General features: G+C 37.2%; 11 protein-coding genes. All 11 read right to left on the reverse strand.

Going from position 1 to position 20264, the window contains the following annotated elements; translation table 11 throughout:
* Positions 1-51: 51 nt before the first annotated feature.
* Positions 52-2559 (reverse strand): glycoside hydrolase family 95 protein, encoded by a 2508-nt coding sequence (locus tag P177_RS13680; RefSeq protein WP_036155605.1) that lies wholly within the window; start codon positions 2557-2559, stop codon positions 52-54.
* 47 nt (positions 2560-2606) lie between these two features.
* Complete coding sequence (locus tag P177_RS13685; RefSeq protein ID WP_084684762.1) at positions 2607-4142, reverse strand: sulfatase-like hydrolase/transferase; 1536 nt, start codon at positions 4140-4142, stop codon at positions 2607-2609.
* Positions 4143-4173: 31 nt separating this feature from the next.
* Complete coding sequence (locus P177_RS13690) at positions 4174-6921, reverse strand: heparinase II/III family protein (RefSeq protein WP_209435192.1); 2748 nt, start codon at positions 6919-6921, stop codon at positions 4174-4176.
* A 19-nt stretch (positions 6922-6940) separates the two neighbouring features.
* Positions 6941-8338, reverse strand: coding sequence for a hypothetical protein (locus P177_RS13695; protein ID WP_157486574.1), 1398 nt, complete (start codon positions 8336-8338; stop codon positions 6941-6943).
* A gap of 7 nt (positions 8339-8345) precedes the next feature.
* A complete protein-coding gene (locus tag P177_RS13700; protein WP_209435193.1) occupies positions 8346-9449 on the reverse strand; it encodes a glycoside hydrolase family protein in 1104 nt (367 codons plus the stop codon).
* A complete protein-coding gene (locus tag P177_RS13705; RefSeq protein WP_209435194.1) occupies positions 9446-11386 on the reverse strand; it encodes a heparinase II/III family protein in 1941 nt (646 codons plus the stop codon). The genes P177_RS13700 and P177_RS13705 overlap by 4 nt, the downstream gene beginning before the upstream one ends.
* Before the next feature lie 257 nt (positions 11387-11643).
* A complete protein-coding gene (locus P177_RS13710; protein WP_245233046.1) occupies positions 11644-12678 on the reverse strand; it encodes an SGNH/GDSL hydrolase family protein in 1035 nt (344 codons plus the stop codon).
* Between the two features lie 111 nt (positions 12679-12789).
* Positions 12790-14148, reverse strand: a complete 1359-nt coding sequence (locus tag P177_RS13715) for an alpha-L-fucosidase (protein WP_036155612.1) — start codon at positions 14146-14148, stop codon at positions 12790-12792.
* Positions 14149-14175: 27 nt separating this feature from the next.
* On the reverse strand, positions 14176-16545 hold the full coding sequence (locus P177_RS13720; RefSeq protein WP_036155614.1) for a PDZ domain-containing protein: 2370 nt from the start codon (positions 16543-16545) through the stop codon (positions 14176-14178).
* A gap of 10 nt (positions 16546-16555) precedes the next feature.
* Positions 16556-17458 (reverse strand): alpha/beta hydrolase, encoded by a 903-nt coding sequence (locus tag P177_RS13725; protein ID WP_036155616.1) that lies wholly within the window; start codon positions 17456-17458, stop codon positions 16556-16558.
* Complete coding sequence (locus tag P177_RS13730) at positions 17448-20261, reverse strand: heparinase II/III domain-containing protein (RefSeq protein WP_084684696.1); 2814 nt, start codon at positions 20259-20261, stop codon at positions 17448-17450. Before P177_RS13730 ends, P177_RS13725 begins: the two co-directional genes overlap by 11 nt.
* Between the last annotated feature and the right edge of the window lie 3 nt (positions 20262-20264).

Consider the following 20264-nt stretch of genomic DNA (forward strand, 5'->3'; position numbering starts at 1 on the left):
AAGGGGTTTTAGGAGCACTAAAGCAAAAAAGTAAGTTTGACTTTTATACTACTAGTTAGCAAGCAAGATGATCTCTTGCCCAACTTTTGTAGGTATATCATATAAGAATGTTGGTTTTAAATCTAGCCCTTCTGATTTCGTCGCTTCGGAAACGACCGGCGTTTTTATTTTTGGCACTTGATAAAATTGATTCTTATTTTCTCCGGATGCAGCAGCCAATTCCTTTGCATTCTGATTTTTTAGTTTACTGTATGAACGCACTCTAAGATTCCCTCCTAAATTCGACTTTATTATTGCTTTTACAACTTTTCCATCTTTCCATGCTAAGGAAGTTATTTCGAATCCTCCCCGAGCTCGTAAACCCGATACTTCACCATCTTCCCATACGTCTGGTAATGCAGGTAACAAATGAATTGCTCCGTCGTGACTTTGCACCAACATTTCCGCAACACCCGAAGTAAACCCAAAATTGCCATCAATTTGAAAAGGTGGGTGAGCATCGAGCATATTGGCATAGGTACCACCACCTTTTGGCGAATCTGGTCTACCGACCAACTTAATCTGGTCGCCCATTAATTTATAAGCGTGGTTGCCATCTAACATTCTAGCCCACAAATTAATTTTCCAGTTCATTGACCAGCCTGTAGAAGGGTCTCCCCGCTGTATAAGCGTGTTCTTGGCTCCTTGAAATAATTCCGGATTTCTATATGGTGAAATTTGATTGGAAGGATACAAACCGTACAAATGAGATACATGACGGTGATCATCTGTTGGGTCATCTAAATCTTGCATCCATTCTTGAAGCTGCTGATATTGACCAATTTTCATTGGTGGTAGCTTCGCCAAAGCGGACTGCATTTCAACTATCATTTTATCATCTATTCGTAGTAATTTTGCTGCTCTTATTGTTTTTGTCAACATATCGAACACCAACTGATTATCCATGGTAGTCCCTGCCGCAATGAATACATTTTTAGAACGGTTCATGGGGCCATGTTCTGGAGAGATAGATGGTGAGACTACCAGTAAACCATTTTCAGGTTCGGGGGTCAAGATGCTTAAACAGAATAGCGCGGCACCTTTCATGGCGGGATATACGGTACTTAAATAATCTAAATCTCCATTAAATTCAAATTTATCGAATAAGTGCTGGCTTAACCATATACCACCAGTTGGCCACATTCCCCATGTTGCTCCATCTACGGGACCTGTAATTCTCCATAGATCAGTATTATGATGGGTTACCCACCCATCTGCACCATACATAACCTTGGCGGTTTCTTTACCTGTTATTGAAAGGTCTTTTACCATTTCAATTAATGGCTCATGCATTTCAGATAAATTGGTGACCTCAGCAGGCCAGTAATTCATTTCAGTATTGATATTTACCGTATATGCACTTTTCCAAGGTGGGATTAATAGATTATTCCATAAGCCCTGTAAGTTTGCTGGCTGACCACCTGGTTGCGATGAGGAGATCAATAAATATCTTCCAAATTGAAAATACAACGCAGCAAGCGATGGGTCAAAACCTGTACTAAATTCTTTTATTCTAACATCGGTGGGATTTTTAACCGCATCAGTACTGCCTAAATTCAATGAGACCCGATTAAAATACTTTTGATAAAAATCTGAATGACGGCTTACCAATTCATCAAAGATTTTAGATGTTGCCTTAGCCATATAATTTGCCGCCCTTTTATGGGCATCTGCACTTACATTATTATAGTCGACAAAATTTGTAGCTATTGAAATGTACAGCATCACGCTATTTGCCTTTGTTACTTTTAATTCTTTTGCTGTTGACGTTATCGCTCCCCCTTCCGGAACTATTTTTATTCTGGCATCAAATTCTACTTCCCCTTTAATTGGGTCGGCATTTTCCGGTAAGCGTTTGTTCTTATTATCACTACCAAAACCTGTCATGACCAAAATAGCATCACCTTCATTATACAAGCTAACTTTCGCAGGTGCGGGGCGATCCATTGTTGCCGTAAAACTAATTTGAGATTCTTTATTGGCGGTAAGTCTCATTACAATAACCTCATCGGTAAAAGAGGAGAAAACCTCCCGTTTATATTCCACTCCTTCTACCGTGTACGTGGTGGTATTCACTGCATTTTCAATATCCAGTTCTCTATAGTAATTGGTGTAATTTTCTTGATCTTTAAAATTCAATCTCAAATTTCCAACCGTTTCGTAGGGCATTCCATGAGAGGTTTTTGAAATAAAATCTCGATTAGCTAAGTTATGGGCTTCATCATATTTTTCTTCAAAAATCAATTCTCGTATATCGGATAATGATTCTTTTGCCTTTGGATTTTCGTTTCTGTGCGGACCACCTGCCCACAGGGTACTTTCGTTCAACTGTATATTTTCACTTGTTGGATTACCGAAAACCATCGCTCCCAAACGACCGTTGCCAATAGGCAAAGCTTCGTTCCAATCTGCCGCTGGTGCCGTATACCATAACTTTAAAGCATTATCCTGTTGTGCATTAGCATTATCCATTGCCACTAAAAGCAGTAAGAATAGAATTCCCGAATATTTTTTTATCATTTCTTATAAATTAATTGTCATAGAAAATGTTGCTTTCATATTTCTAGCTAGCGCAGTGCCTCTAAATACATTTCTTCCGTTTGTTTTCTTAAGCGCTTTAATACATCAACATACTCCTTATTATTTGCCAGATTATTTTGCTCAAGAGGGTCATTCTCTACATCGTACAATTCCTCTATTTTAGGCTTGTGTTCGTAGTAAACAAAATATTTATAACGATCTGTTCTTATTCCACGACTGCGGTAAGACCTGTTGGCGTTTATCAATTCTTGGTTAATTTCATCAACATTTTCTTTGTAACGTTGGTGAAACATTTCTTCAATAAAGAGGTCTTCCATAAATACGGCGTTTCGCCATTGAGACATATCTTGAGTTTTATTCAACAGGTTACTAAAGTCTTTGCCCTGCATACTTTTAGGAGCGGTTATACCTGCCATAGATAAAATAGTGGGCGCAATATCTACGGATGAAATAAGGGCATTTTCGCGAAATCCACGTTCAGATTCCAGTACTCTACCATCATACACAATTAATGGTGCTTTCACCGATTCTTCATAAAGCAAACATTTATCAAAAAGACCATGAGTGCCTTGAAAACGACCATTGTCACTTGTATAAATAATAATTGTATTATCTAAAAGTCCCTGATCCTTTAATTTTGCCACCAATAGACCAACTTGATCATCTAAACTATACCCTTGCGTTGCAAAACGACGAACCAATTTCTGCTGTAATTCTGGAGTAGCAGACCTTTGTTTATGTAGGCGAACTCCCCGTGCATTTTCTTTAACAACTGTAGGTAATTCATCATTACCCCCCTCTACCCAATTTTCTGGTACGCTTAATTCCTTTTCCTTAAACAGATCATGATGAGGCATATACATATCTTTATCATTATCATGTTTTACCGCATAAAAACTAACCGACAAACAAAAGGGTTGATCCTTGGGTTGGGTTTCTATAAAGCGTAACATTGCCTCTCCTGTTCTTAAGGTTCTCCCAGAATTAAGTCTGCCTTTTTTATATATTTCTTGTAAACCTTTATCATCTTCTGGCCACATAGTCACACCGTTTCTATCATGTTCTTGACTTCCTGCAAAAAAATCAAAAACATGAGCCATATTCTTCTTATAAAATTGTTCTTTTGGCATGCTGGGTCTTTGCGCTTCTTTAGTAACAGTAAAGCCAACTTTACCAATAAACCCATTACGATAACCTGCTTTTTTCAGGATGGCAGGATACCCATTATTAAAATCGCTTTGCGACAATGTATAATCAGTTGGTGCTACAAAACCCACTTTATGGTTGGAGTTAAAACGACCCGTTATCATGGTTACCCTACTGGGCATACAAATAGCAACTGCTTGATAAGCTTTATCAAAAACTACAGCAGTACTTGCTAATTTATCAATGTTAGGCGTGTTGAATTCAGGCTTACCGTAACACCCCATATTATCCCACCGTTGATCATCGGTCATTAAGAAAATAATATTTGGGCTCTTAACTTCCTTTTGAGCGTGGCTACTAGCTATTCCTAGTAATCCTACGCAAAAAACAAAAATCAAGTATTGTATACTCTTCATAAACATCTGTACAATTTATGATAACCACATTTTATTCTATTAATCTATAGGCACCTACTGGGTACTCATTCTCTACATCACCTTTGGTAATTATCACTGGTACTTCATTGTGCAAATACATTTTACCGCCCTTGATTTCTACAACAACATTTCCTTTTTCTGTGGAAGAAATTGCTATATCATTAGTTCTTTGCTGCGTACCATTGCCCATAAACAAAACCATGTCTCCGTTTTTCTCCTTTCCAAATAAGGCATACGTAGCATCAGTACTCATTTGTGCATATATTGCTATTTGGTTGTTGACCGTAGAAAAAACTAAATCTTCTCTACCCGATTTATGCTGGACTTTTAACCCAACAAATTCCTTGTTTTTATTTTCATCTTCAAAACTTGAAATACTAGAGATACTTTTTCCTTCGGATGACATAAAAGGTTCATAAACCGATACAAACGGATGCTCCCAAGCCTCGCCATGCTGACGTGCCGCAAAAGTCAAATAAGGTGACTTGCCAACATCATACGGTAAGTTGTGCTTTTTGAATGCTTTGTTTGGTGGTGATTTTATAGAGAATACCTCACGACCTTCTGTACCTATCATCCATAGATTCATAAATACGTCATTTTCACCTTCTGGCATATCTATCTTCCATTCGGCTTGATAATCATCTGATAGCTTCATCGAATTTTTATCCCACATATAATCCAAGGCATATAAATGTCCGCCTGCAAAGCCCATTTCTTCGCTAGGCGTAAGAGATAACGGATTTCCATCAGCATCCATAACTTTCATGGTCTGACCTAAATTATGGTAATAATAATCATGGAATTTATCGCCTTCTCGTTGTTTCTTCGAGCGAAAAACATCTACATAATACCCTGTGTCTTCGCCTGTTTTAACAATACTTACCAAACGCGATTGGTCACTTTGTGTTTCTGGCTCTAAAAAGTAAACATCAGAATAGGTGATGTCTTTATAATAACCTTCTTTTTGTTCCGATTTTGGGTATTGCCCCATCAAGTCAAACGCATGGTAACTCAACATTTCAGTATAGGAAGATACACCGTCTACCATCACCGTATTATGCGCTGGAAATTGGGAATAATATTCAAGATAAACAGGTTGCAAATACCCTGCACCTTTACCAGGATCAGACCCTTGTACAAAACCCTTTCCGTACAATTCCATATTGATTCCATTGGCATGCATGTGGTTACCTAACGATGCATTTAAAGAAGCCATCATTCCGTTTTTACCCGTACCCATGCGTTGCACATGCCAGCTGACATTAGGAGCATAGAAAGTCTGAGTTACATAATCGTCTAAATTACCTTTTTGATATTTCGGATTGATTTCTAAGGGTTTACTCGCAAAAAACGAACTTATATTGGCTCTAGGCTTTCTTGTTTTATCTGATTCATTGTCAGCAAATAGGCGATATAAACCGGTAAATTCTTCTTCTAATTTTTGATTGTCATTTTTCTGCGCAATGCGAATCATATCGCTCATAGGTTCTGAACTCAAAGGTCCATAGTAGCTATCACCGAAAGCAACGGTTTCTCCATTTGGAAATAAATACTGCGGCAACATTTTAACCGCACTTTCCATAACCGGCATATATGGCAATATGTTATGGTCGAAGGTATTATTGAAATCTTCAATAAAATGCGTCAAATCTTTGGTAACACCCATAGAATACCCAGGGCATTCAGCCCAAACCCCATTATCTTTATCATACCCATAATCCATAAACTTGGTCAACGACCATTGGCGTGCAGATGTTACATTTAAGATATAATCAATGTAGTATTCTCGTCCTTTTTTATCTTCATAGTACCTGTCATCTTGTAAAACCATAGCCGCTTTTAAAATGATCTTTGCTTGATGAAGGTTCCAGTTATTCTGCGGTACCCCGTTCTTAATAACTTGGTCTGTCCATCGTTTTATAGTTTTATCATACATAGTAATATGCTGCGGATGATTCGCTTCTATGTACGGATGCAAAAAATCGTATAGTTCAGCTATATCTATTAAAACACCCTCATGTATTACTTGAAAATTGGTAAACCCTACTAAGGTTTGAATATGACCGTTCAGCAAATCGATAGGCTCGCTTCTGTATGACATACCTTCCATATATTTATGAAATATATCGAACGAGAATTCAGCATACTCCTCTTCACTTTCAAGCCAATTGATGAAGGCGGCATCGCGTGCAAGTCTTATGATTTCTTCATTTATAGAATAGATAACACGCCCAGTTTTACCGGGATGCACCCATTCAAACGGATTACCTTCTTTGTTTCTATTCGGCAAATACAATCCCCTTGGGTCATCCATATAGGGTAAAATATCTTCTAGTTTTGGTTTGCCATAAGGGGTGGTGTAATCTCTAGCACCCACAAAACGAACGGTCGGCACAGGGGCTTCTCCATCGGCATGAGAAAAATTCACTCCGTTTACATAAATGTTGGTCGCTTTTGTTTTCCAATGCATCTGTAGACGAGAAACCATCCATTCTGGATCAGAAACATGACGCTCAACATGTGCATCAACCTTATCGTGCAATCCTGCTAAAACATCTTTTGCCCAAGTCTCTTTGTTAATGGTTTTTTGAAGCTCTTTCTTTTCAGAATTTGTAATATACAATCGTGGATACCCTTGTTCTAAATTGGTTGGTAGCGGGATTTTGGTATTTTCTTGGGCATATGAAAGCGAGATACATCCTATTAAAATATAAATACATATACACGTCCTCATAAGTGATTTCTCTTTACTCATACTTATAAAATCATTTTAGTTATTCTCGCGATGGCACTTTCACCACTTCCCCAACACTCTCTATTTGTGGATTTTTAGTTCCTGGGTATAAAAGCACTTTCGTATTCGTTTGATTCTCTAGTTTGATATCTGTAACATGCATTACGGCATCTTTACTAAAGTTGCCATAACTCTCCCAAACTGATAATTTGATCTCTAAATTCTCAGGAATATAATCAGGGTCAGCTGTTTTAATAATTATTTCATGCCCTGACCCATTAATTTTCGCCAATAGATTATTAGCTAAACCTCCCCGACTATCTAAAATAGTCATTTCTACATGGGCGCCTTTGGCATCGGTGTAGGGTACACAGAATGCTTCTGCATATTTGGCATCGGCACTACAGTTGATCACGGTATCTGCATTACCTATATTATAACCTGTTGCCACGCAATCACGAACTACACAATCAATAATTTTATCGCCAGATGTACTTAGTCCTGTACATATACCTCTTCGCATTTGTGTAACCGTACAGTTTTTAACGGTTGTATTCAAGGTCTTATGACCGTTGTATTCCGGGTACATTCGTATACCATCTTCGCTTAAAGAAATGATTTCACCAGGTAGAATTTTACCATCCAAACCTATAATTGTTCCCTCAACATAACCAGGTTTGTGCTTGTGTTTTGGTTTTGTTGCATAAAAACCTTTATCAAACATATACCCCGAAGTCTCCTTAAGAATAGCATTTGTTGTTCGCAACAAACCGTCTACATGGCAATCTTCTATTAAGGTATTCTCCGAGCCTTGTAGAAAAATTGCATGACCCATGGCTCTCATATGGACTTTACACCCTATTAATTTTGCGTTCTTGGCAGGATAGCCTACTCGTATTCCGTTCATTTTTCGAACATCGCCACCACCTAATCCGTATAAACTACCATAGCCCCAAGGACTAGAACCTGCTGTACGTATCTCTATATTTTTTAAGGTTACATCTTCACCAACAACATTAAAAATCTTGTTCTTACTTTGTTTTCCAGGAGTATCGCCATATGTCTCAATATACAGCCCCTCCAACATCACATTTTTACCAGATACTTCAATAACACAATACATGTCATTACCATCGTTGCTAGATTCTAAATCTTTGCGACTAAATAATTTAGTATCGACCATGAACCTTGCTCCTTTCAAGTCAAAATGGGTATTATTACCTGTGAACTCTAGGAATCTTATTTTTTTGGCATCATCAATTTGATAGTTGCCAGCAGCAAGTTTTACTTTTACACTATCAACATTTATGTACGTTTTAAGTTCTGCAATTGAACTTACTTCTATAACCTCTTGTTGCGTATTATCAACCGTTATCTTAAATGATGTCGCTATCACAAAGAGCGAAAGCATTATAAAAATTTGTTTTGTATATCTCATTTGCATGTTATTTATCGGTCTCTTTGAGTGGTATTACCATATTCCATGTTTTGGTGCCGTTACCAAATCCTCCTGGACCATCCATTGTGGCAAAAAATATATGTGTTGGTTTTCCATCTTCCACCAAAACAAAAGGTCTTTCCAATTGACCTTGTTCTATAGTTAGTTCATTGTTCCATTTCACTTTTCGGGTATATGCCAAGGGGTTCTCATCCAACTCCCATTGAATTCCATCTTTAGAATGTGCTAAAACTCCTCCATGGTAGCCGTCAGTAATTGCGCCCGTCATATCTTTCGCAATCATATGAAAGCCAGTATCATCACTCCATAAATGAGGATCTTCGACTTCGCCGAATTTATCCGCAGAAAAGAGTGGTTCGTTACCGACAACACTGTACTTTCCATCAAAAGAATCTGCCGTTGCCACGCCAATAAACTGACCTGTATGGGTTATACCATCTTCTTGGTAACTTCTGCCTTTAAACAATAAGACGACTGAGCCATCTTTCTTAATCAATGGTGAAGGATTGGATGTTATATAACTGTAAAATGAGTTTGGTTGAACATCTAAAATTGGGGCATCCAACCGTTTCCATGGTCCATTCGGACTCTTAGAAATGGCTAAACCAACTCTTTTGCCCCATCGTCCGGCAATACACCATTTGCTATCCAACGTAAGTGCATCTGAATTTTCTTGCGTTAATTCTTCAAACGGATGCGTAGAACCCATATAATAGAGTAAATAATTGTCTTTATACTTTACAATCTTCGGATTATGGCATGACCGACCGTCCCAAAACTGAGCACCCCTAGATCCTAGTGCAACATCATTAAATACGTAAGGACCTTCGGCTGTATCTGAAACGGCATGCACAATTTCGGAAGCTATCATCCACCCAGGGTGAAACTTTAAATATTTTGGCCACCTAGAAGCGTACATATGATATGTACCATCTTCTCCCTTTATCACAGAACTACCCCAAACCCAATAATTTTCCATTATGAGTCCGCCGTCCACAGGTGCCACACCCAAATTATCAAGAATTACGTTTTGGCTTTGTACCATAGAAACAAGCAAACAGCAAATAACCAACAGTCTTTTTCTCATCATGATATAGGTGTGAATTTAATGGTTAGAACACCCTCAACACTAGGCTCTGTAAACTCTACACCTATTTTGTAAGCCGGACCTCCTTCTCTTAAATGCTCAACCGGTACCTTAACATCCTTAATGCTAAATTTAATACCATTGGTTTTAATTTCAGCTTTTACTTTTTGATGCTCCGTTTTTAAAATCACCGTATGATTATCGATAATTTCATATGCGTTCAATGTCATTATTGAAGAAGCAAAACTAACGGGTTCTGTGGCTACAAAATGGTCTTCAATTGTGATAGTGCCTTTTCCTGATTTATCATTAATGACAGTTCTGGTGAGCATCTGCAACATGGGTAATTCATAAGCTGGAAGAATATTCATTACCACCTCATCTTTTTGCTTGTTGAAATCAGCATTTGTTATAATGCCTTTGTATTCAATACCGTTAGACTGTAGTGTATTATTTATCATGGGTACTGGGTGACCCCATGAACTCCTAGCTTTATTATCCGGAGAAAATGAGCCTGCTCGGTAAGACGGTGCACCAATGTCCCCGGCTATAATTTCGTCATTAAGTACCAAACTATACGTGCCAACATCACTATGATTATGGTTCTCTGCATTGTGACCTGCTTTTACCGCAATTGAAAATGGTACTTCTTGTTTTCCTCTAGAAATGACCATTCCGAAATCATTAAAATACGTATGATCGGGTAAATCTGACACGCCTGATTTTTCAGCCACCTGAAACATCTCTGGATTTTGCCAGGCGATCAATTGTTCTGCTGCTTCTTCCATTCGTATTTCTGTTGGTTGCACAGCATCATAGTGTTTTGCAGAAAGGACATTTGCAAAATTGCTTCCTTTACTTGAAATCGATGATACCCCATCTGAAAATGGGGAACATACGCGGTTCTGTATTTCAAAGCCCTCAGGAAAATTGCCTACATTATTCATCTTTTCGGCATTATTGAATCTAAACAAATCTATTCTTCCATTTGTGTAATCGTGCAAAATCTGGGCTAAATAAAGGTAATGACCAAATCCATAGCCCCAATACCCCAAACCTTCTGAACAATACCCGTCATCACCAAATCCGCTTAAATAATACGTCATGCTATTCAGCGCCGAACCTACGGTAGCCAAACGCTTATCATAACTATCTGAATTCGTAATAGTGGTCAATACCGTACCGCTGGTGCAGACCGAATTCCAATTACTGGTACTCTTGATCCACTTATTATTTTCATCTAAATATTTGGTACTTTTTAAATATGAATCGGTTATCCGTTTTTGCAGCTTCGCGTTAATTTCATTTCGCAATTCTAAAGTCAATTTATCTTCCAATAGATTTTCTGCCAACGCCAATACCGACCCAAACTTTCTGGCACCTAAATCAATTGATATTCGTCTTCCTTCCAATACTCCGTTATTATCATCATCATGATTGGGATGCAACCATGATTTCATGCTCATTATCGCTTTGCTATACGCTTCAATCTGTGGTAAAAAAAGCCCTTTATTATCGATACACTCCCCAAGAATAAAATGTTCTAAACGATCCATAGTTCTGTAGTATCTTGGTTTGTAGATTCCCCTATTCCCATCTTTATTGGCAAGGCGATAAATACTATCGGTAATGGGCACTTCTGGTTTTCTGTCCAACAACTCCAATGCCTTTGCCAAATATTCCTTACCAGAGTCTGTGTCCCCGATACCTTTCCAATACATTCTATCCGATATTTTAGGTGCCGGTTCAAATGTTTCTTTAGGCATTACTTTTTTAAGCATTTCAATTTGTTCAGAAGATGGGTAGATAGTATCGCTATCTGCAAGTTTTAGATAAATCGACATATCTAAATATACAGAAGAAGTTTGCCCTATAATATTTTGGTTGAGAACAACCATCGCCATAAAGCAATAAATAAGTTGAAGCGTTTTTTTCATCATATAGAATTAAGTATTGTCCCATGTCTAAGAAGACAAACTTTAACATTGTCGATAGTTTTAATAAAAAAGCCAAGAATCAATCACATTACAATGTTATCAGTTCTTGGCTAAATAGGATATAATATAGTGTGCAGCTCGTATAAATTATGTTCCAATACCAAGTATATAGCATTAAAACACTCATTTTATATACCATTGCTGCTCAATTATAATTTTCAGTAAGTTGTATGCCTCAATTGTTTTATGCCCTCTTACTACTATTTTTTCTTTAGGGCTTTAGCGATAGCTTCTTTTACCAATAGTTCCATTAATAAGTATCCTCGCTCATTGGGGTGAACCGTGTCTCTGCCTAATTCTTTTTTCAACCCTTTTTCTTTATTAACCATTGGCGTATAATAATCTAGATAAAGGACATTATTTTCACTTGCATATGCTTTTATGAGTGTATTTAATTCAATAATTTTATCTGCTGGTTCAACAGAAGGACTCCAAGAATAGCTTGAGGCTGGTAATACAGAAGCTAAAACAACTTTTATATTATTTGCCTTGGCTAACTCTACCATTGAAAAAATATTTCCAGCAATGCGCTTAAGGCCTATAGCTCCTCTATTACCGGCAATATCATTTGTACCGGCTGAGATAACTACTACTTTTGGCTTTAACTCGACAACATCAGGTCTAAACCTTAAAAGCATTTGTGCACTTGTTTGACCACTAATACCTCTATTGACATAAGATGGATTAGCTTCAAAAAATTGACCATGATCTCTAGTCCAATTGTCTGTTATAGAATTACCTATAAACACTACTCTTTGTTCTTTTTTAGCAGGAGATTTTAATTGGGTATTTGCCTGCCTATAACGGTTTAGGTTTGCCCAATCTTCAGTAGGTGTTAATACAATTTTCACAATAGTGGCGATTTCATTTGGCGCTTCATTAGGTAAAAAAACAATTAAATTACCATCGTTTAATTGCGTTTTTAATTTTTTCTCCCCATAATCTAAGTAAGCTGTTCTTACTTTCATATCTCTATCGATAATCAGCTTTCCATCAGATGGCCAATCATACACATGGGCATATATAATATCATCCTTTTTGGTATATATACCCCAATTGGGTTTTTCAAATGGATTCTCTAAAGTATCATTAAAAGCTTCTTCATTTACCTTTTTCCATTCGGTGAGCTTTTCATTGTCTGACTGTTGGTCTTCTGTATTTTCCTGAGCATAAATAGTACTTAGGTTTACTATTGCAAATGCTGCAATCAGTATTAATTTATTCACTATTTTCATTTTCAAAATTTTCAAATTGTTTCACTATCAAAAAAACATTACGGTTCGCCGAAAGGTTACCACAATGTTTTTAAGACTTATACAATCACATTAATCTACCTAGAAAACGCTCTATTTAGCCAATTCTATTTTAACAACAGAAACAGTAGCATCTGGAGCTTGCATCGGCATATCTATGAATACCTCTCTAGAGGTTGCTAATACTTTTAATTCTGCATTAGAATTTGCTAATAAAGTTGCTTTTTTTACTTTTAAATCTTTGTGAAGCTTTAATTTTCCATCTTCTGGCCAGTTAAAAACATGGGCATAAATAACTCCGTCTTTAGTCGTATATCTACCCCATTCTGGCATATCGTACGGACTAGCTTTTGCTCCATAAACTGACTCGCCATTAACTTCGGTCCACTCACCCATCGCCTTTAATCTTCTTATACTTTGTGCAGGAAATCTACCAAAACCATCAGGACCTATATTCAACAAGAAGTTTCCTCCTTTTGATACGATATCGACCAACTTCTGAATAAGGTCTTCGCTACTTTTCCATTTCGTATCGTCTGGCTTATAACCCCAAGTACCGTTCATGGTCATGCAAGCTTCCCAATCTTCATCGATACCCGTTGCTGGTATCTCTTGTTCTGGCGTACCAAAATCTCCGGCAAAATTTCCTTCTACATCCATACCTTCCATTCCATTTCTTCCCTTATCAACTCTGTTGTTGATTATAGTATTTGGCTGTATTTCACGTATAAATCCGTACATATCCTTACCCATTTCTGTAGTGTAATCAGCGATCCAATCACCATCGAACCAGACTACATCGATGTCTCCGTAATTTGTCAACAACTCTTTTACTTGTGGTTTTAGGTAGTTTTTATAGTATTGCGGAAATTCAGGATTCACTACTGTCTGATCTTTTTGACCAGCATTGTAATTTGGAAACAAATTACCTTGTGCCTGCGGATGGTGCCAGTCTACAATGGAGTGATACACTCCAAATTTAATACCCTGTTTTCTTGAAGCTTCTGCTAATTCTCTGATGATATCACGTTTAAATGGGGAGGCATCCATAATGTCATAATCAGACACTTGAGAGTCCCATAAACCGAACCCGTCATGGTGTTTTGAGGTAATTACGATATATTTCATACCGGCATCTTTAGCCATTTTCACCCAATCATCTGCATTGAACAATTCTGGATTGAACATTGCCGGAAACTTCTCATATTCTTCTATCGTATAATCTAATTTATCCATTGCCCATTCGGCACCACCACCAGCTATATTCTCACCTCTTTCACCGCCTATTATAGAATATGCGCCCCAGTGTATGAACATACCGAATTTGGCATCGCGCCACCACTCCATTCGTTCATCTTCAGACAATTGTACTGCTTTTTTAGTTTGTGCACAACTCATATTCATACTTGCTACAAGTACAAGTACCGTTAGTATTTTTGTTAGCTTTTTCATTTCGTTATTGTTTACTGAATTAGATTATTATTTAGTTTGAATTGTTAGTTTTTTCTCTGATTGATTACGCATGACCACTACCGTTAGCTTGCCTTCGTTTTGATAATTTTGATTGATGGTAAAGAAGTCTTTTATGGTGGCAATCGGTTTGCCCTCTACTTCTATAATTACATCTCCTTTTTTGAGACCGTTGTTTTGTACTGCGGGACTTTTGTTCCAAACCCCTAATATGATTACTCCTGCCGCAGATTTTAATCCGTATGCAGATTGCTCTTGTTCAGAGTCTACACTTTTTAAGCTATTGCGAAGCCATTCTACTGTCGGACTTTCTTTGTCTTCGGATTTGCTTCCGGTAGTAAGTACAGGTACTTCTGGGGTTTTAGCTATCCGTTTTAAAGTTGGTATTTGCACACCAAACTCATCCATGGGATAATTTTTAAATCCTATAGCTTTAATTAAAGAATCGTTCATGATCGTAAAATCAAGTTTTGAAGGATTCTTAAATTCCGGATTTCCGTAAACACTGTGTATATCTCTACTATATATCTGAGATTTCATCATGCTTTCTTCATTAGGGAATAGGTTGTAATCCAAGTCTTTTCCCCAACCTTTCAATCCTACATCTTGATATGCCTTGGCTACCACATTATGCGTAAAAACATCTAAGCTATTTGCAAACCACACATGCGGATGCAAAGAATTGTTCACCAAAATATTATTCTCTACCACACGTTCAAAACCTTCTCGCAGTTTAATCCCATTATTTAAACACAGGTTATTGTAAATGTGATAGTTAGATGAGCCATCGTCTAAATCAATATCCCAACCATGGTCGCATCTAAATCTATTCTGACGAATGGTCGTCGTTTTTATAGCATCCCAAGTGTACATTTTTGGGTGCTCTAAAGTCATACTATCCATCACCTTTCTATTCGGGTGCCAAAAACGATCACGCCCCCAAGAATTGAAAGACCCATGGTCACTGGTTTCCAATACGGTATTGAAAACATCATTCTTTTCAATAAGATGTCCGCCCCAAGTACCATCGCTAATATTAATACCGGCTCTAGGCACATCATAAATGCTATTAGAACGTATGGTTATATCCATTGCCATGGCTATTTGCACACCAGCCGTTTGTTTTTCTGTTCTGCCTATTCTGTGAATTAAGTTGTTCTCTACCAAACTGTTTCTAGGGTACAGCTCGTTTTTAGGTCCCGGTAGGGTATCCATCTCTGAATAGGGCACTACTTCTCCATACTGAAAAGCGGGTGATCTAACTGCCGAAGGATCACCAACAAAACTAATAGCACTTGCCCCACAATCATAAATATTATTTTCGGCTATTTTTAAATTGTCATTGTACTTACTTGCAAATATGACATTACCGCCTAAATCTTTAAATATACAGCGTTTTACAGTGCAGTTTTCAGTACCTTCAAAAAATACTACTCCGCCTCTATAGATGGTCCAATCACTTCGTAATAAAGGTTCAAACTCTTCCATAAAAGTACGTTTGGTATGCTGTAAACTTATGTTAGATATGGTTATATCTTTTACAGGATTTTCAGCAGTACCTATTAACTGAAACAGATCTTTTAAGGCCGAAACCTCAGCTGTGGTGTTTACTAGGTTCACACCCTCAGACGGATAATAATAAAGTTTTGAACTTGCTTTATCTAAAAACCACTCGCCCGGTGCATCTAACTCTTCAAACACATTTTCGACCATTCGATATTTTTCATGAGGTCTTGATGGTCTGTTATTTTGATGACCACCTTTTAATTTTGGGGTACCATTATCATTTATTCCAGTAATTTGATAATGGAATCCGCCCCATCTACCGCCATGCAATACATGAAAATATGCTCCTACAGGATTGTTCCATGTGGCTATTCTTTCTTTACTTATAGCATCTGACGCATGCCCTTGCCAGTACCCACCATTTTCATCATAATTTGGGTACCTTGCTAATGTTTGCGGAGTATCATCAATTATTAATTGATCAAAATCTGATTTTTTTGCAACCGAAGTGACATAAATATCTTCGTTGAATTTTTGCCAGTTTGTTTCTAGTTTTCTAGAACCCTTGATAGTAACTTTTGAAGCATCTGTTCCAGTTATTGTTAATCCGTTTAATGAGGAATCGATTACAATGGCTTTCATTAAATAATAATCGCCATCTAAAAGCTTGACCGTTATTTCTGCATTCTCTGAAGTTCCTTTTATTTCTTTCGCTTTATGCAATGCACTTGCAATCGAATTAAACGGATGCTCTTTACTGCCATCACCTACCATTCGTTCATTAGAATCTACATATATTTCTACAGCATTATCTTCTGAAGCACAAGAGCACAACAGAACCACAGCCATGATAAAAAGTAAACATTTATTCATATATCTAATTCTATTCTATTGTTGGTTCTCCTTTTATATAACCTAAAGAGCTCAAAAATTTATCAGCTTCACGAGTTGTCTTTAAATAATATTCATTTGATTTTACTCTAGGGTTAAAAAATCCATGACCTTGACCTTTATAAATAATGACATCGCATCTGCTGAAAACCGCTTCCATTTTCGATTTGTACTCATGTGCCACAGAAACCGGAATTATCTTATCTTGGTCACCTAAAAAGAGTAATGTCGGTGGCGCACCTTTTTCTATATGATGTATGGGAGAAATTGTTAACCAGCTCTTACCCATTCTTTCATGTTGAAAACCACCCTCTCCAGGACCATTATCTACCACGGCATTATACAAAATGACGGCACTTACTTTGGTGTCAATTTTAATATCATCAATGCTGTCATTTACACCCGGAAGCAATGCTACGGCAGCAGCTAAATGACCGCCTGCAGAACCACCTGATGCTACCAATTTAGTCGTATCTATTTGTAACCTTGCTGCATTATGTTTCAAAAAACGAACTGCCGATTTTGCATCTTTTACAGATTCATAAGGTGTGGTACCCTGTCTGCTTTTTACTCTATAATCTGCTAATACCGTTACCATACCACGTGAAGCAAAATATCCTGCTTGACCCCTGAATTGATCTAAAGTTCCTCCATTCCAACCTCCTCCGTAGAAGAAAATGATCGCTGGGAATTTTTTAGTCGAAGTCCAGTTATCCGGTGAATACAATTCCATTTTCAAAGTATCTCCATTAACCACTTTGTAGACCAATTCTTTTAACTGTTTACCTGGTATTGAAATACTATATTTCTTTTGAGCGCTCACAAATATGCTAGCCGAAATGCACAACGCGACCAATATTCTTCTTATACCAATATGTTGTAGCCTACTTTTCATTTGTACTATTTTGAATTTTAACAAGCACTTTTGAATACCCTTTTGATAATCTGAATTCTAACTGTGCATCGTTTGCCCAACTTTTTAGTCCTCTTCTTTTGTCTACTAATTTATCACCTTCAAATAAATGCAATACTGCTTCCTTTCCTTTTGCTGGTTTTGGAATATTAAATACCAACGGATGATCGTTCTGAATCAAAATTTCATCTCCTTCAATTTCAAAGGATATAGTAACTGATTCACCTGATGCTAGAACTCCCCAATTATTTTGTTCAAACCTATACATTCCTGAAAGGAAGATAAAAGTTGGTTGCTCTTTATTCTTATCTGTTCTTACGACGGACATTAATCCTTTTTGATACAAATCTTCCTGCGCTAGAATTGTATTTTCATCCTCATTGACTATCAACTTATCTTGTGTTATACCATCACTAAATTTCACAGCTACTTCTTGGGCGGTACTGTTTTCATCAATTTGTAAAAAATTAACTTCAGAAATAGGATTGTTTCCTGTTACATCTAACGGATTGAATACCATTGCAAACGGATTATCCCAAGCTTCCGCATTGCGCTGTACCATAAGAGTTGGAACCGGTTTATTCAATAATTCCTTTGGTGTAGTTGCGCTTGTGGATGCTTTAGATTTTGGCGCCATTGCCGTAAACAAATTTTGATCGGCACTACCCTTTACCCAAACTTCCATAATATTTGAAGTACGCCCTTCGGTATTAAAACTGAAATTTGCCTGAACAGCTTTCGGCGTCGTCAATTTCTTTTTTTCAGTCAAATAATCGTATGCTTTTATATCGCCTTGGTGACTTCCTAAATCTTTCGTGGCTTCCAATTTCACTAACCCTTCCGTTGTATTCAATTTTAATTCTGTACCTAGATTATGATAGAAATAATCATGCCGTTGCAACACATCATTTTGTTTTCTGGATCTAAAAACATCAACCATATAACCATCTCCTGCAGGACCTTTTATCAGCGATGTAAACCGTAATTGTTTTGCTTCGGTTTTTGGCTCTGTAAACGAGACATTTGAGAATGTAATTTTATCGAAATTTGAAGATGTGCCAGATTTTGGGAAGCTGTTTTCCAATTTAAAAGGATGATAGCTACGCATTGCCGCATAGTCTGAAATACCATCTACTACTACCGTATTATGTGCAGGCATTCTAGAATAGTATTGCCTATGATCATCATGCCAATAGCTAGAACCCTTACCCATATCTGGACCTAGAACATAGCCATTTGCATACAACTCTATTGATACTCCATTCGCATGTGCATGATTGCCATATGTTCCGGTGGTTGCCACCATGACGGCATTATCTCCACTACCCATTCTTTGGTTAAACCAACTGACATTAGGCGCATAAAATGTAGGAGATACCAATTGACTTTTAAGCTCTTCATTTAATTGAACTGATGGTATATCATTAACATAAAAGAATAATTGGAACAAGTCTTTTGCCTCTCTTTTATAATTGCCTTCAGCAATCATATCATCAAGTAAACTCGATATCACTTTTAACTTCTCTTGCTGATTGTATTTGTGATAATTGGAAATCAGTAATTCAAAATTTTCGGCTGGCAGTTTTTTATGTGCAGAATCGCCAAAACCAATAGTATGACCTGATGGAAAAAGGTATTGAAAAGATGACAAAGCGGCTTTTTCGACTACCGGGAAATTAGATAATTCATTTACATCTGTGAAATTATCCAATAGGGTGATGATATTTAAAAGTGTAGTAATCACATGAACGGAATATGAAGCCGACTCGGGCCAAATGCCGTTTTCTTGATCATAGACCAGTAAAGATTCTTTAATTGAAATTTGTCTATCGGTCGACGTATTAAATGTATGTTCTAAATAGTATTCCCTGCCCTTACAATTTTTATAATTTTTATTTGGCTCTAAGACCAAAGCTACATAGGTTAAAAACCGCGCTTGAAACAAGTTCCAATTATTATTAGGTATCCCATTTTTAATAATCTGATCCCCCCATTTTTGAAAAACGGCCTCGCAATGAGCGAGGTTCATTTTTTGAGATTGAAAATGTTCGTATAAAAAGTCGTAAGTGGTAATTAAACTAATTAACACCTTTTCATGAATAACCTCAAAAGTGGCTAATCCAGAAATAAATTGTTGGTTCGTATTTTCTAAATCTACAGGGGCATCCCTAAAATACATACCCTCTATGTAGGTGGTAAAAACTGGTGTTGCAAAATCAGCATACGTTTTATCACCGGTAACCCAATACAAAAAAGCTGCATCTTCTACTAAAGACATGATCTTACGGTTAATACCTTCTATGATATGACCAGATTCTTTAGGTGCTATCCACTCTTTTTTTCCTGTCTTTTTATGCTCTAAATACAATCCTTTGGCGTCATCGGAATAAGGTAATACATTTTCTAAAGATGGCGACCTATAGTCTGTAGCCCAATCTCTTGTACCTGAAAATCGTACCGTAGGCACGGGAGCTTTTCCTTCTGAATGTGAAAAATCACCGCCTTTTAAAAAAACTTTATCATGCCTGGTTTTCCAGTTCATCTGTAGTCTTGAAACCAACCACTCTGGATTTTGCTGCCAAAGCTCAATATACTTTTGCAAACCCTCTTTCTTCCTTTCAATTAAGTCTTTTTTCCATATTACAGTTTTTAAGGATGCTTTAAAAGCATCTTTTTCTTTATTAGTAACATATATTCTTGGATGACTTTCTTCTTGCCCGTAGCCAGGTTTTAGCCCTAGCCACACACAAATTATTAAAACAATATATATACCTGTTCTACCCATTTA

This window comes from Maribacter forsetii DSM 18668, from assembly GCF_000744105.1.
GTDB lineage: Bacteria > Bacteroidota > Bacteroidia > Flavobacteriales > Flavobacteriaceae > Maribacter > Maribacter forsetii.